This window comes from Paenibacillus amylolyticus (assembly GCF_051136285.1).
GTDB classification, from domain to species: Bacteria; Bacillota; Bacilli; order Paenibacillales; family Paenibacillaceae; genus Paenibacillus; species Paenibacillus amylolyticus_F.
Genome location: NZ_CP194938.1, coordinates 1,022,073 through 1,035,093, shown reverse-complemented (window position 1 = coordinate 1,035,093; position 13,021 = coordinate 1,022,073). Strand labels below are relative to the sequence as shown.

The 13,021-nt window shown below is 46.8% G+C and carries 15 protein-coding genes; 12 read left to right on the top strand and 3 right to left on the bottom strand.

Annotated features, from left to right (window positions below; all coding sequences use genetic code 11):
* The first annotated feature begins 12 nt into the window (after positions 1 to 12).
* From ACR8BL_RS04495 to msrB, 3 genes are read left to right on the top strand one after another with little or no spacing between them, the layout of a single operon-like run.
* Entirely contained in the window at positions 13 to 729 is a 717-nt protein-coding gene (locus ACR8BL_RS04495) for a cytochrome c biogenesis CcdA family protein (RefSeq protein ID WP_434751509.1), read from the top strand.
* 18 nt (positions 730 to 747) lie between these two features.
* Entirely contained in the window at positions 748 to 1,314 is a 567-nt protein-coding gene (locus tag ACR8BL_RS04490; protein ID WP_434751508.1) for a redoxin family protein, read from the top strand.
* A 16-nt stretch (positions 1,315 to 1,330) separates the two neighbouring features.
* Positions 1,331 to 2,413 carry a peptide-methionine (R)-S-oxide reductase MsrB gene (gene msrB, locus ACR8BL_RS04485; protein ID WP_434751507.1) on the top strand — a complete coding sequence of 361 codons (1,083 nt, stop codon included), beginning with the start codon at positions 1,331 to 1,333 and terminating at the stop codon, positions 2,411 to 2,413.
* Between the two features lie 152 nt (positions 2,414 to 2,565).
* Here the strand turns inward: msrB and ACR8BL_RS04480 are convergent, their stop codons facing one another.
* Together ACR8BL_RS04480 and ACR8BL_RS04475 are read right to left on the bottom strand one after the other, a co-directional pair.
* The gene (locus tag ACR8BL_RS04480; RefSeq protein ID WP_434751506.1) at positions 2,566 to 3,231 is read right to left on the bottom strand and encodes a hypothetical protein; all 666 of its coding nucleotides are present in this window, start codon (positions 3,229 to 3,231) and stop codon (positions 2,566 to 2,568) included.
* A gap of 56 nt (positions 3,232 to 3,287) precedes the next feature.
* Positions 3,288 to 3,809, bottom strand: coding sequence for a hypothetical protein (locus ACR8BL_RS04475; RefSeq protein ID WP_434751505.1), 522 nt, complete (start codon positions 3,807 to 3,809; stop codon positions 3,288 to 3,290).
* 226 nt (positions 3,810 to 4,035) lie between these two features.
* Between ACR8BL_RS04475 and ACR8BL_RS04470 the strand changes: the two genes are divergently transcribed.
* The 5 genes from ACR8BL_RS04470 to ACR8BL_RS04450 all read left to right on the top strand — a co-directional run bounded on the left by ACR8BL_RS04470 (position 4,036) and on the right by ACR8BL_RS04450 (position 8,435).
* Positions 4,036 to 4,713 carry an SOS response-associated peptidase gene (locus tag ACR8BL_RS04470; protein WP_434753013.1) on the top strand — a complete coding sequence of 226 codons (678 nt, stop codon included), beginning with the start codon at positions 4,036 to 4,038 and terminating at the stop codon, positions 4,711 to 4,713.
* A gap of 264 nt (positions 4,714 to 4,977) precedes the next feature.
* Complete coding sequence (locus ACR8BL_RS04465; RefSeq protein WP_434751504.1) at positions 4,978 to 6,108, top strand: NADH-dependent flavin oxidoreductase; 1,131 nt, start codon at positions 4,978 to 4,980, stop codon at positions 6,106 to 6,108.
* Between the two features lie 171 nt (positions 6,109 to 6,279).
* On the top strand, positions 6,280 to 7,047 hold the full coding sequence (locus tag ACR8BL_RS04460) for a DeoR/GlpR family DNA-binding transcription regulator (RefSeq protein ID WP_434751503.1): 768 nt from the start codon (positions 6,280 to 6,282) through the stop codon (positions 7,045 to 7,047).
* A gap of 273 nt (positions 7,048 to 7,320) precedes the next feature.
* Positions 7,321 to 7,779, top strand: coding sequence for an OsmC family protein (locus tag ACR8BL_RS04455; protein WP_434751502.1), 459 nt, complete (start codon positions 7,321 to 7,323; stop codon positions 7,777 to 7,779).
* A gap of 59 nt (positions 7,780 to 7,838) precedes the next feature.
* Positions 7,839 to 8,435, top strand: coding sequence for a DUF2062 domain-containing protein (locus ACR8BL_RS04450; RefSeq protein ID WP_434751501.1), 597 nt, complete (start codon positions 7,839 to 7,841; stop codon positions 8,433 to 8,435).
* On the opposite strand, the gene ACR8BL_RS04445 is transcribed toward ACR8BL_RS04450, so the two are convergent.
* Positions 8,413 to 9,324 (bottom strand): AEC family transporter, encoded by a 912-nt coding sequence (locus tag ACR8BL_RS04445; RefSeq protein WP_434751500.1) that lies wholly within the window; start codon positions 9,322 to 9,324, stop codon positions 8,413 to 8,415. The genes ACR8BL_RS04450 and ACR8BL_RS04445 overlap by 23 nt on opposite strands.
* Before the next feature lie 242 nt (positions 9,325 to 9,566).
* On the opposite strand from ACR8BL_RS04445, the gene ACR8BL_RS04440 reads away from it, so the two are divergent.
* The 4 genes from ACR8BL_RS04440 (at position 9,567) to ACR8BL_RS04425 (ending at position 12,855) form a co-directional block, all read left to right on the top strand.
* Positions 9,567 to 10,649, top strand: a complete 1,083-nt coding sequence (locus ACR8BL_RS04440) for a lactonase family protein (protein ID WP_434751499.1) — start codon at positions 9,567 to 9,569, stop codon at positions 10,647 to 10,649.
* A gap of 348 nt (positions 10,650 to 10,997) precedes the next feature.
* Positions 10,998 to 11,630, top strand: coding sequence for a 3-hexulose-6-phosphate synthase (gene hxlA / locus ACR8BL_RS04435; RefSeq protein WP_434751498.1), 633 nt, complete (start codon positions 10,998 to 11,000; stop codon positions 11,628 to 11,630).
* 4 nt (positions 11,631 to 11,634) lie between these two features.
* A complete protein-coding gene (gene hxlB, locus ACR8BL_RS04430; protein WP_434751497.1) occupies positions 11,635 to 12,198 on the top strand; it encodes a 6-phospho-3-hexuloisomerase in 564 nt (187 codons plus the stop codon).
* Positions 12,199 to 12,495: 297 nt separating this feature from the next.
* Entirely contained in the window at positions 12,496 to 12,855 is a 360-nt protein-coding gene (locus tag ACR8BL_RS04425; RefSeq protein WP_434751496.1) for a winged helix-turn-helix transcriptional regulator, read from the top strand.
* Positions 12,856 to 13,021 lie beyond the last annotated feature (166 nt).

Here is a 13,021-nt window from a genome sequence, read left to right as displayed (position 1 = left end):
GTGGTGAACGACATGGTGGGTGAGTGGGTATTTCTTTTCGGAGTTTTTGGTGCGGGGGTGTTATCGTTTTTTTCACCGTGCATCCTTCCGTTGCTTCCGGTATATGTGTCTTATCTGTCAGGTAGCATGGTGGGCGGAAGGAATCAGGGGCATGAAGGCACTCGCTCCGTTCAACCGCGATCTGCGTTTGTGGTAAGAACACTTTTGTTTGTATTTGGACTGTCGGTTGTCTTTGTTTTACTCGGTTTTGGTTCCGGTATTCTAGGCAATGTCATCTCAAGTCCTGGTTTTATCGTAGTATGTGGGGCGATTGTTGTGCTGTTCGGCATATACCAGACCGGGCTAATCCGATTATCCTGGCTGGAGCGAGAGCGAAAGTTATCAAGTAATCATGCCAGACGGGGCGGGTATATTGGAGCGTTCTTGCTTGGCTTGACGTTTAGCTTCGGCTGGACACCCTGTATTGGTCCTGTATTGGCCGCCATTCTAGGTATTGCTGCGGGAGAAGGTTCTCCGGCATATGGCGGTTTTCTGATGTTGTTATATACACTGGGCCTTGCGATTCCATTTCTGCTCTTATCCGTTTTCTCGGATTTTGCTATAAAGCGAATACGTCGTGTAAACAAATACATGGGCGTAATCAAAATAGGGTCCGGCTGTATCTTGATTGTGATGGGACTATTACTCATGACAGATCGGCTAAACAACTTGGTAAGCTGGTTTCAATAAGGTTTGGAGGAGTTGGACATGAAGAACGTACGAAAATACATGATGTATGTATTCCTGTTAGGTGCAGTCCTGTCAATCATGACGGCATGCGGGTCACAGGAACAGGGATCTGTAGCAACTCCAGTGTCTTCATCGGGCATGGATTCGTCCGCCAAGATGAACAAAGGGGAAGCGGCACCGCAATTTGCGCTGCATGATCTGGCAGGTAACTCGGTTGGACTCGCGGATGTTCAGGGCAAGAAGGTATATATAAAATATTGGGCTTCATGGTGTTCCATCTGTCTTGCAGGTTTGGAGGATTTGAATACGTTAGCAGGTCAAAATAATGATTTTCAAGTGATTACAATTGTAACACCGGATTATAAAGGAGAGAAATCTTCTGAAGCGTTTACCGAATGGTTTAACAGGCAGCCCTATAAAAATGTAATGGTTCTTTTGGATGAAAAGGGAGTATGGGCTAAAGAGTTCGGCGTGCGTGCATATCCTAGCTCGTTCTATATTAATTCAGAAGGCATGTTAGTGAAATCTGTGCCTGGCCACGCTTCCAATGAACAGATTACAGAGACGGTACAGGAGATGATGTGAGAAAGGAGGAACCATCATGAAAGGTCCATTATTAGGCCTGTGTCTCCTTACGATAGCTTTGATCGTGTCAGCTTGCGGTTCCAAGATGGAGTCACGTTCAGCATCTGCACCAGCTCAAGCTGTTCAAATATCCAATATTCCAGAAGAAGAGCTGCACGACCTGTATCTGGCTGGTGGCTGTTTCTGGGGTGTCGAGGCTTATATGGCCCGTATCCTGGGAGTTCAGGACGTAACTTCCGGTTATGCCAACGGTGAAGGAGAGAATCCAACGTATGAAGATGTGATCCGCGGTGATGGGGGGTTTGCAGAGACGGTGCATGTGAAGTATGATCCACGGCAGGTTTCTTTGCAGAAGCTGCTTGAAGCTTATTTTCGCGTCATCGACCCAACGAGCTTGAATAAACAGGGCAACGATCAGGGCATTCAATATCGTACAGGAATATATTATTCGGCACCTGGGGATAAGGCAGTTATTCAGCAGGCTGTGACTAAGGAGCAGACCCATTATAAGCAGCCTATCGTAACTGAAGTAATACCACTTCAGAACTATTACTTGGCAGAAGAGTATCATCAGGATTATCTGGAAAAAAACCCAAATGGCTACTGCCACATTGACATGAGTGTGCTTGATGAGCAAGAGATTGTTATAGATCCCGATCAATATCCGCGTCCAACAGACGAACAGCTCCAGAGGCAGCTAACAGATGAACAGTATGCGGTTGCGGTTAACAACGATACAGAGCATGCATTCAGCAACGAATATTGGGACAACGAGCAGCCAGGTCTGTATGTGGATATCGCAACAGGAGAACCGCTGTTTAGCAGCGGGGATAAATATGATTCAGGCTGTGGGTGGCCGAGTTTTACGAAGCCCCTTTTACCTGAGGTCGTGAACTACATGAGTGATACGAGTTACGGGATGGAACGTACAGAAGTACGAAGCCGGGCGGGAGACATTCATCTTGGTCATGTATTTGAAGATGGCCCTTCAGACCGTGGTGGAAAGCGTTATTGTATTAATAGTGCCTCCATCCGTTTCATTCCGTTGGATCGTATGGAAGGGGAGAGATACGGTTATCTGTTATCGTTAATCGAATAAACAGTATTTAGATACAATCAGAGCAATAATAAAAAAACGTGCTACCCGGTTTTCCGAGCGGCACGTTCTTTTATTATATGTAGAGTAACATGTTGGAACGGAACATGAAGCAAGAAAATCAGTTAGTGAATAAACAAGGATGTAAGTCAGCGTTATGGATGTGACTGTTCGTTTTTAATTTGTTGCAGTTCGCTCAGGCTGGGCGTCAGATTATTCTCTGGATTTGCACTGACAATCACCTCAGACTGGCTCTGCTCACTTGCCTGATTTGCTTTCGGAGTGGGTTTGACCACGTAGAGACTCTGAACGCTGTTCAGCAGGCTTGCAGGTGTATCCACATACGTTTCAAGAAAAAGCACGTAGTCTTTGGCTGGCATAAGCTTGAGGCGATCATCATTGATAATCTCAGTGTTACCCAACTGGCCGCCAAGCTGTTTGACTTCAAGCTGATCCCCGGCTGTGTAAACGCCCTTGTAGGATTCAGTCACCTGAATCGTATAGATCGTATAAATTTTGTCAAAAGAAGCCTGTTCATTTGCCGTGCTTCCGGCTGTATTAATAGTATTCTGATCTTGGGAGTCCGCCTGGGTCAAATCATTCAGAGCTTCGACGCGGGTCTGAATAACATTACCTTTCACGATCGTATCAGCCCGATCAGACAAGGCGTCCACACTGCCATAACTGGGATAATCCTCGGAAGCGATGATGGTGACTGGTGCATTGGAGGGTGCAGCTGCAGGTGTTACAGAAGAGCAGCCAATGGCAGACAGGATAAAGATAGACGAGACGAGCAGTGTGATTACTCGATTCTTTTTCATAGATTGGAATCCTCCTTGAAAATAGGCTGTAGAACATATGAACTCATTACAGGAAATTAATATCGGGATTTCACATTATTGATATCGAAAGTTTGCGGTTTGGTCATGGAATTACGATTGCGCGTGTAGGACATAATGGAAGGGCTGCTTGTTGTCGGGTTGTCACCAAGCCAGACGGAGTGACCCAGTTCATGGACAAACACGCTTTGAATAAAGTTGGATAAGTTGGATGCATCAGCAGTAATCGTGGAGACGTTGAGTTCGATGCGGAAGTTGACAACCTGATTGCCGGAGACGGAGGCGTAGTTGACACCATAAGCGGTATTGTTGAAGTTGCCAGCGGTAATCGTGTTCGGAGCATTATTTGTTTTGACGAATTTCACTTTAGCTCCGGCATTGTTCCAGTTGGCAAGAGAAGTATCCATCGGACTCTGCCATGCAGAAGCGTAGTTGTAGGTGCGGATCGGGATGGTGGAGCTCGGGTAGCCGTAATTCAAAAAGGTTGCTGCGTAGATCGTGCTGCCAAACATCGCAAGCGCTGAGAACAACATCAGGCTCATCAAAATCTTCCTTTTCATACTTAAAACCTCCAATAAATGTATATTTTCTCTATTATAGTAACAAGGAAAAGCGAACCTGAAATGAGTCTCAAGTCATTGTTTTTGTCGTGGGAAAAAGGAAAAAGCTTGTGCCACAGGAGAATGATTGTCACAACAAGTCGCTTTCTGTCCGGGGAGTATGCATAAATTTCCTTGACTTACAAACAATACACTCAACCTTACCCGAAAAAAGGAGTGTATGATGATGTGCGAACGTTTTTCACTCGCGGCCGATCTGGACGAAGTTCGAGATCATTTCAAGGTACAACGTGTCATGTATTACTACAAAAATCGGTATAACATTAGCCCAACTCAGCATACACCCATAATTCTTCATCAGGATGGAGAGCGTGTAATGGATGAGTTCCGATGGGGTTTCATACCATTCTGGGGACGAGATGCAGTGAACGCCAATTTGATGACTGTTCATGAAAATCCTGCGTATTACAAACTGGTGGAAACCAAACGCTGTGTTATTCCTTGCAATGGGCTGTATTACTGGAGGCAGGAAGGTAAGAAGCGGTATGCGGTGCGTGTTGTGATGCCGGATCGCGGTCTCTTTGGCATTGCGGGACTGTACGAGATCTGGAAAGACACACGGAAGCAGCCACTCCGCACCTGTACAATGCTCATGGCTGGCGCGAATCTGGCAACTCGTGAGTTTGGCAGCAAGATGCCGGCGATTCTGATGGATGAAGAGATTAACAGCTGGCTTGATCCGGCGAATACAAGAGTGACACAACTGCTGCCGCTGCTTAAAACATACAATCGCACAGAGATGAACCTGTACCCGGTTACGCCAATGGTGGCGAATGATGAACATGATTGTTATGAATGTGTGGAAGAGATGGAACAGAAGCTTGCTTACGTTCGGAGTTACTGAGCATTCAAGAAGGATTTCAGAGTCTGAAAGTGGATCTGTACTTCTGGGTTTCTGAACTCTCGGAATGGTTAAAAGAACAGGATGGGGCGTCCGAGGACACTCTGTCCTTTTATACAATTTTCATCGTTTTCATACAGGTTGACAAGGATTGGAAAAAGGAAAGGTTGCAATTGAAAACAAACGTAACTATAATAATTACAGTAATAAGGAATTATATATCCATATATCTATTTAAAGAGATATAATATCAGGAGGGAACCACGAATGAATCCAAAGTATTCGAAAATGTTTGAACAAGTTTCACTGCCAAGCGGCATTACACTGAAAAACCGGATCGTGCTTGCTCCTATGACTCATATGTCCTCTAATTCAGATGGCACAGTATCTGATGCTGAGCTTGCATACTATGCACGTCGTACAGGCGGAGCGGGTATGTCCGTTACGGCGGTTACGCATGTTACACCAAACGGTATTGGATTCCCAGCCCAATTTGGTTCGTACGATGACAGTTTTGTCCCAGGACTGAAACGTTTGGCTGAAACGATTAAACAGCAAGGCTCTGTTGCTGTACTGCAAATGTTCCATGCGGGCCGTCTAACCCCGGAACAAGCGGTTCCTGCTGGCCAAGTTGTCGCACCTAGTGCAGTCGCAAGTGAACGTCCAGGTTCACCGGAGCCGAGAGAAATGACAGACGAAGAGATCACATCGGTCATCCGTGATTTTGGTGAAGCGACTCGTCGTGCGATAGAAGCTGGTTTTGACGGTATTGAGATTCATGGCGCTAATGGTTATCTTATCCAGCAATTTTTCTCCCCACATTCCAATCGCCGTGAAGACCGTTGGGGTGGCAGTGTAGAGAAACGGTTGGCGTTCCCGCTCGCTGTGGTAGACGAAGTGCAGCGTGTCGTTGCCGAGCATACGAAGCTTCCATTCATTGTGGGTTACCGATTCTCGCCGGAAGAGCCGGAAACACCGGGACTGACGATGGAGGATACGTATGCACTGATTGATGCTTTGAAAGACAAAAATCTCGACTATCTGCATGTTTCCTTGAGTGAGTTCTGGTCGAAGCCAAGACGTGGTGAAGAGGATACACGTGCCAGAATCGAATATATTCTGGATCGTGTCGGTGGTAAAGTGCCTGTGATCGGTGTAGGAGCAATCCATACCGCAGATGAGGCCGCGGAAGCGCTGGAATCTGGTGTTCCACTGCTGGCGATTGGACGTGAACTGATTATCGAGCCGGATTGGGTCGAAAAGATCGAAAGCGGACGGGAAGAGGACATTGAGACCATTCTGACGAAATCGGATCAGGAACGTCTGGTGATCCCTGACGGATTGTGGAGTGCGATTATCCACACACCGGGCTGGTTCCCTATGGCAGACGATAAATAATTCATCGGAATGACTGGACAGAGGGGGCGAAAGCCTCCTTTTTGCATATAAGCCTGAATGTTTATTGAGAGTCATTTCTTGCCAAGGCCTGAAATTCTCCTTCTGACCGCTCTATGATATGATGGGATGACAGGATTCATTGGTATAATAACGGTTTGGAGTGGATGAAGGATGCTCGTTGCAGAACGATATGAGAAAATTGTGGAATGGGTAGATGCGCAGGGAAGCATGCGTGTTACCGAGCTTAGTGAGCGCTGCGGGGTGACAGAGGAGACGATTCGCCGTGACCTGGACAAGCTGGAGCAGGCGGGCAGGCTCAGACGCTCACATGGCGGAGCGGTAAGTGTGAAATACAAGGATGAACTGCAATCCGAGATTCCTTATCCTGAGCGAGCTGTTGCTCATGCAGATGAGAAACGCCGTATTGCTGGTGAAGCGGTGAAGCTGGTGGAACCGGGCGACCGGATTGCTCTGGATGCGAGTACGACGGCGTGGTATATGGCAGCTGGACTGCCCAATATTCCACTTACGGTGCTAACCAACTCGATCAAGGTCGCGGCGGAGCTCAGCACGAAGGAACAGATTCGTGTTATTGCCACAGGTGGGCAGCTTGCTTCCAAATCCTTGTCTTTTGTCGGGCCGCTCGCAGAGCGCTCGCTGGATGCGTATCATGTGGATAAGGTGTTTTTGTCCTGCAAAGGTGTACATCTGACTAAGGGCATCAGCGAGTCGAATGAATTACAAGCTTTGGTGAAGCAGAAGATGATCCAGATTGCGGACGAAGTTATTTTGCTCGCCGATTCGAGCAAGTTTAATATTCAGGCTTTTACAAGAGTGGCCGGCATGGAGGGTGTCGGGAAGGTGATTACGGATCAGGGTGTGCAGGACGAACATGTTGACGCACTGAACGAGCTACAAATTACGTGTATACGTGTGTAACTCCAAATTAAGGTTATGAATTTAGATAAGCAGAATGGGTCTTTTACACGTTAACGGAGAGGATAGAAAAAACCTGGAAAAGCGAAGCCAATAGCTTTCTGAAAGAAAGCTAACATCGGAAGCATATGCTTCGCCTTTATCACCGGATGTTTCCCTTTGGAAAAAGGAATCCAAAAAAATCTGGGGATAACCGCTACTCTCCAGGTTATTCTGTCATCGGAGTGTCTGTGTAAATGTATTTAGTTCAACTTATCATAGAAAGGATCGATGGCAATGAAACATCCGTTTCACTTAAAAGCGGTTTGGAATGGCGGACGTAACAGTGAGGGTACGATTGATGCAGGCGGTTTAAAAACAGTGATTTCGATTCCGCAGGAGATGGGCGGACCGGGAACAGGAACTAACCCGGATGAGATGCTGCTGGGGGCAGCAGCAACCTGTTACCTGATCACTCTGGCCGCGATGTTGGAGCGTTCAGATATCACACCGGATGAGTTGACGCTGGAATCGGAGGCAACGGTAGATGTGACAAATAACGTCTTTACGTATGAACGAATCGTGCATCGACCACGAATTGTGCTTCCACACGATGCGTCCGAGTCCGATCTGAGCAAAGCCGAGAAGCTCGCACATAAAGCGGAAGCTTCCTGTATGATATCTCGTGCGGTAGCAGGAAACGTGGTGATGGAAACCCGTCCCGTAATTGTAACCACTGGAGCTGACGCAGTGTGATATAATCGGACAATAGACGACTTTATCCGTCATTTGTGCAAAATAAGGAGAAATTCAGGATGAACAACCGGAAGCGCAAATCTAATCGAATGGCACGTTTGACTCGTGCGATGAAACTGAATTTTCTCAAACTTTTACGTGCTCCGGGTGGTGCTCATAAGGTATCTACCGGATTTGCCATAGGGTTCGGACTTGAAATGATCGTAATCTCGACCGCATCCCTGATTTATCTTGTATTTTATCCGATTGTACGTCTGGCTGGAGGTTCCATGCCAGCAGCCATTGTAGGTAATGTCGTCGGCAAGCTTACGTTTCTGCCCATTATTCTGATGCCACTTGCGAAGCAGATTGGTTCATGGATTTTGCCATCTCATAGTATGGGGCAGGGACCTATGCATGAGAGTGCATGGAGGGAACTGTTTCATGGAAACTGGTCGGCGGTAAGTGAATTGCTGCTTGGCGGTCTTGATATTTTGGCAGGGATGAGTGTGCTTGGTTTAATTCTGGGCTTCATTTCGTATTTTGTTGTGAAATATTTCTATGTCAGAGCCCTTCATCGGCGGCATGAACGCCGGCAGGAGAAGCGTCGCCAAGCGGCAAACGCCTCTGGTGCCAGTACAGCATCTGTGCTAATCAGGAAGACATCACAATCATAATCGGGAGGATGACCATCGATGCAGCCGTGGTCCACAGAATGCAACGGGATACAAATTGCGGAGATGCACCGAACTGTTCAGCCAAAATAACGGCGTTCACTGCGGTTGGCATCGATGCAAGGATGAACAACACCGGGAATAACGTTCCCTCGACTTGCAGTGCTTTCAGAATGAGCCAAGCCAAGACGGGGGCTGCAGCAAGTCGCACGATAAGCCCTGCCCAGAATGCCTTGCGGACATTAGACTGCCAAGGTGCCTTATCTCCTTTGGATCTGAGCATCTGTGCGCCCAGGATCGCCAGAACTATGGGAGAGTAACCGGCAGCCATCATGGAGATGCCTCCATCCAGTGCTTCAGGCAGATCTATGCCGGAGCTCCGCAAGATGATAGCGATAACAGCTGCATAGATGGTGGGCATGCGGAAAACGGAAAGTAGCGCGTTTTTTACAGTGAATTCTGATCTTGCTGCAAAGAAAATACCCACTGTATTGACAATAATCATCTGTCCAATAACATAAACCGAAGCCTTGTCCAGTCCCAGCTGACCGAAGGCAAGCAGTACAAGCGGGAGCCCGTAGTTCACACAGTTCGTGAATGTGGAGACGAGGGTTAGACCTGCTTTTTCCGGTGCACCCAGACCAAAAATCCGGCTCAGTAACTCGGCAAGGGCCCAGAGGGCAACCAGATTGAGGATGGAGAACCAAAAGGTGCTTGTGACATCAGTCCAGGTAATCTCTGCATGCAGCAAGGTATGGAAGATGAGCGCAGGACTTAAAATATAGAGTGAGAACGTTGATAGTGGCCGAGTATCCCAGTCTCTGAAATGTTTTAACAACACTCCGCCAATTACTGGCAGGGATATGGGCAGAAACACATGGTAGAGCGTCATGAAAAACGAGGTAAACAATCTGTTCAGTCCTTTCTGGATGAAAAACCTATCTTATCATAGCAGGAAATGCTCGACAGTTGAATGTATAAAGACATCATTGTTGTTCGGATGCGCATTACTTTGCGTTAAACATGGCAGGGCTCTCTCGGGAGTGAGCAGGGGCCAGATTGCTATTTTGATATGGCAGATTTATTATAGAAGAGGTGCAACAAGATTACATACACATAGAGGAGGAAACTGTAATGAGTGAATCAAAACGCTTGCTCGTACTAGTCGGCTCTTATGCCGAAGCGGAAAATGAGGGCATTTATGCATACGAATTAAATGAGGATACAGGCAGTCTGGCCAAGCTGGACGGCATTGCGGGTGTGAAAAATCCAACGTTTGTTAATGTGGATGCACAAGCTAACAAACTGTATGCCATTGGTGAAACGGCATCTGCCGAAGGCAATAAAATGTCGGAAGCAGTGGCGCTGAGTGTAGATCCTTCCACAGGTAAATTGACTTTGCTGAATCGCGAGGACTCCATCTCTGCTCCGCCATGTCATATCCAACGTGACTCTTCTGGTAAATATTTGATCTTGTCCAGCTATCACGGTGGATTGGTGGGACTTCAGGCTCTCACAGATCATGGTGAGGTTGGAGCGCTTCTGGACGAGAAGAAACATGAAGGTCACGGGGCACATCCTGAACGTCAGGACAAGCCACATGTGCACTCGGCATTCTTCAGCCCAGATGGTAAATATATGATGGTACAGGATTTGGGCGCAGATAAAATTGCGATCTATTCCATTAACGCAGACACCAATGAACTGGTGCTTCACAGTGAAACGAAAACACATCCGGGCGCTGGCCCACGCCACTTGACGTTCCATCCGAATGGTCAGTTTGCATATGTGATCAATGAAGTGGATTCTTCCATCACCTCTTACAAATATGATGCAGCTGCGGGCACGCTGACTGAAATCTCCAATATTTCAACGCTGCCTGATGGTTATGACGGTGCTGAGAATACCACTGCCGAGATTACGGTTTCCAGCGATGGCCGTTTTGTGTATGGTTCCAACCGTGGACATGACAGTATCGTCGTATACGCTGTAGATGCAGACAAAGGTCATCTGACACTTGTAGAGCATGTCTCCGCAGAAGGACAGCACCCACGTCATTTCGCATTGACACCGAACGGTAAAATGCTGATTGCAGCTAACCGTGATACCAACAACATGGTTACTTTTACAGTTGATCAGGAGAGCGGCCGTTTGAAATACACAGGTCACAGCACAGGTGTATCCAAGCCGGTATGTGTGAAACCTGTATATCTGTAACAGGACTATATAAAAGAAGACAGCAACATACAGCTTACGCTGGTATGAAGATGGAAAGGACCCTGCCTGGGAAGGCGGGGTTTTTCTATTTATAAAGCCAGAAAAGGTATTAAAAAGTATAATTCAAAATTGGGTTCGGATAACAACCATATAGTATCATTAGTTTCTCCGAAGTAACTACCTCACTTGAAAGTGCGTACTTCCTGAATGGACAGTCAGGATCTACAATGAACTAGCAGCCACCGTAAGAGATACTGACAACAGCAACATGAATCGTTGGTGGTAGAAATCATAGCATGTTGATCTAAAACACTTACTTATCTTTCAATAACAAAGGAGACATATAAGATGAAATTACAACTCGCACTTGATTTGGTTAACATCCCGGAAGGTATCGCACTGGTTAAAGAGGTTGAACAATATATTGATATCGTAGAGATCGGCACACCGATTATCATTAACGAAGGTTTGCATGCTGTAAAAGCAATGAAAGAAGCTTACCCTAACCTGCAAGTACTCGCTGACTTGAAAATTATGGACGCTGGCGGTTATGAAATTATGAAAGCGGCAGAAGCTGGCGCGGATCTTATTACCGTTCTGGGTGCAAGCAACGATATGACGATCAAAGGCGCAGTAGAAGAAGCGAAAAAACAAAACAAAGAAGTTCTCGTGGACATGATCAACGTACCTAACCTGGAACAACGTGCGCGTGAAGTGGACGCTTTGGGCGTAGACTACATCTGTGTTCACACTGGTTATGATCTGCAAGCCGTTGGACAAAGTCCGTTCGAAGACCTGCAAACGATCAAAGGTGCAGTGAAAAATGCCAAAACTGCAGTCGCTGGTGGGATCAAGTTGGACACATTGCCAGAAGTAATCAAAGCACAACCTGACCTGGTTATTGTTGGCGGCGGAATCACAGGACAAGCGGATAAAGCAGCTGTGGCATCCGAGATGCAACGTCTTGTAAAACAAGGGTAAGCTCATGAGTAGCAGACAATACACCGCAGAAATCCTGAAGGAATTGGAGCGCACGTTAAGTCAGATTAACGATGCCGAGATGCAGGCGATGGCAGAGAAACTGCTGGCTGCAGAGCATATTTTTGTAGCCGGGGCAGGTCGTTCGGGTCTGATGGGAAAAGCTTTTGCGATGCGATTGATGCAGATGGGACTTACCGTTTACGTGGTGGGTGAGACCGTGACACCAGGGATTAGCTCAGCAGATTTCCTGCTGTTATGTTCTGGTTCTGGAGAGACAGGCAGTCTGGCCACGATGGCACGGAAAGCGAATCAAGCGGGCGCACCTGTAGGCTTAATCACGATTAAGCCGGAGTCCACGATTGCGCAGATGGCCCAAGCGGTTGTGCGTCTGCCTGCCTCTGCGAAAGAGGATACAGCAACAGCTGGAGTGGATGTCACCATCCAGCCTATGGGCTCATTGTTTGAACAAAGTCTGTTGTTGAGTATGGATGCGCTGATCCTCACCATGATGGAGATGAAAGGCATGACCGGTTCAGATATGTTTAGCCGACATGCGAACTTGGAGTAGCTCCATCGAAGTGCATTCGTTCGAATAGGTAAAAAAAGAAGTAGACCGGAGTCCTGTGCTGTTGCATGGATTTCGGTCTTTTCTGCGAAGAAGATGATCGAACTTTGCATTCCTTCTATGCTGTAGTAGAATGAGGCATTAGGGTTGGACCACGTACACGCGTAGGCCAATGTGGAAGCAGGTTTAATATAAAGATGAACTATATAAGTTGAACTGTTTTTACACTTTAACGGAGTGGACTGTGTAAAATCTTTTTGTTCAACTTATATAGTTACGAGATAAAGGGGGCTTGGAGCCATGGCGTCTGAAGTCAAGGAACGTATTAATCTGAAAGAAATTAACTGCGAAAAAGAATTAACGCTGGCGGTGATCGGGGGCAAGTGGAAGCTTATTATATTGTGGCATCTGGGTCTGGAGGGCACCAAACGTTTCAGTGAGTTGAAACGTTTGATCCCGCACATTACGCAAAAGATGCTGACGAACCAGTTGCGTGAGTTGGAGGAAGACAAACTGGTGGAGCGCAAGGTGTATGCCGAGGTTCCGCCCCGAGTTGAATACTCGATGACGGATCATGGTCAGAGTTTAATGCCAGTACTGCATGCGATGTATAACTGGGGTAAAAACTACGGTGAAAATGTTATCTGGAAAGCGGACTGAACGCTGTCTAAATGGACTATTTTATAAGTAACAGAAATGAACATTTGTAACAAACATAAAACTTTAATAAACATAAATAAGATAAAGAAACGTCAAGGGAACTGGATACGTCCGGAGCTTGGCGTTTTTTACTTTTCAAGCCGGATTGATTTTTGCGGAGTTAAAC

What these genes read in the sequence shown, in the direction of transcription:
- ACR8BL_RS04480 (WP_434751506.1), bottom strand. Translation starts at nt 3,231, where the DNA reads ATGAAAAAGAATCGAGTAATCACACTGCTCGTCTCGTCTATCTTTATC.
- ACR8BL_RS04490 (WP_434751508.1), top strand. Translation starts at nt 748, where the DNA reads ATGAAGAACGTACGAAAATACATGATGTATGTATTCCTGTTAGGTGCA.
- ACR8BL_RS04460 (WP_434751503.1), top strand. Translation starts at nt 6,280, where the DNA reads ATGCTCGTTGCAGAACGATATGAGAAAATTGTGGAATGGGTAGATGCG.
- ACR8BL_RS04465 (WP_434751504.1), top strand. Translation starts at nt 4,978, where the DNA reads ATGAATCCAAAGTATTCGAAAATGTTTGAACAAGTTTCACTGCCAAGC.
- ACR8BL_RS04495 (WP_434751509.1), top strand. Translation starts at nt 13, where the DNA reads ATGGTGGGTGAGTGGGTATTTCTTTTCGGAGTTTTTGGTGCGGGGGTG.
- hxlB (WP_434751497.1), top strand. Translation starts at nt 11,635, where the DNA reads ATGAGTAGCAGACAATACACCGCAGAAATCCTGAAGGAATTGGAGCGC.
- ACR8BL_RS04440 (WP_434751499.1), top strand. Translation starts at nt 9,567, where the DNA reads ATGAGTGAATCAAAACGCTTGCTCGTACTAGTCGGCTCTTATGCCGAA.
- msrB (WP_434751507.1), top strand. Translation starts at nt 1,331, where the DNA reads ATGAAAGGTCCATTATTAGGCCTGTGTCTCCTTACGATAGCTTTGATC.
- ACR8BL_RS04450 (WP_434751501.1), top strand. Translation starts at nt 7,839, where the DNA reads ATGAACAACCGGAAGCGCAAATCTAATCGAATGGCACGTTTGACTCGT.
- ACR8BL_RS04475 (WP_434751505.1), bottom strand. Translation starts at nt 3,809, where the DNA reads ATGAAAAGGAAGATTTTGATGAGCCTGATGTTGTTCTCAGCGCTTGCG.
- ACR8BL_RS04445 (WP_434751500.1), bottom strand. Translation starts at nt 9,324, where the DNA reads ATGACGCTCTACCATGTGTTTCTGCCCATATCCCTGCCAGTAATTGGC.
- ACR8BL_RS04455 (WP_434751502.1), top strand. Translation starts at nt 7,321, where the DNA reads ATGAAACATCCGTTTCACTTAAAAGCGGTTTGGAATGGCGGACGTAAC.
- ACR8BL_RS04425 (WP_434751496.1), top strand. Translation starts at nt 12,496, where the DNA reads ATGGCGTCTGAAGTCAAGGAACGTATTAATCTGAAAGAAATTAACTGC.
- hxlA (WP_434751498.1), top strand. Translation starts at nt 10,998, where the DNA reads ATGAAATTACAACTCGCACTTGATTTGGTTAACATCCCGGAAGGTATC.
- ACR8BL_RS04470 (WP_434753013.1), top strand. Translation starts at nt 4,036, where the DNA reads ATGTGCGAACGTTTTTCACTCGCGGCCGATCTGGACGAAGTTCGAGAT.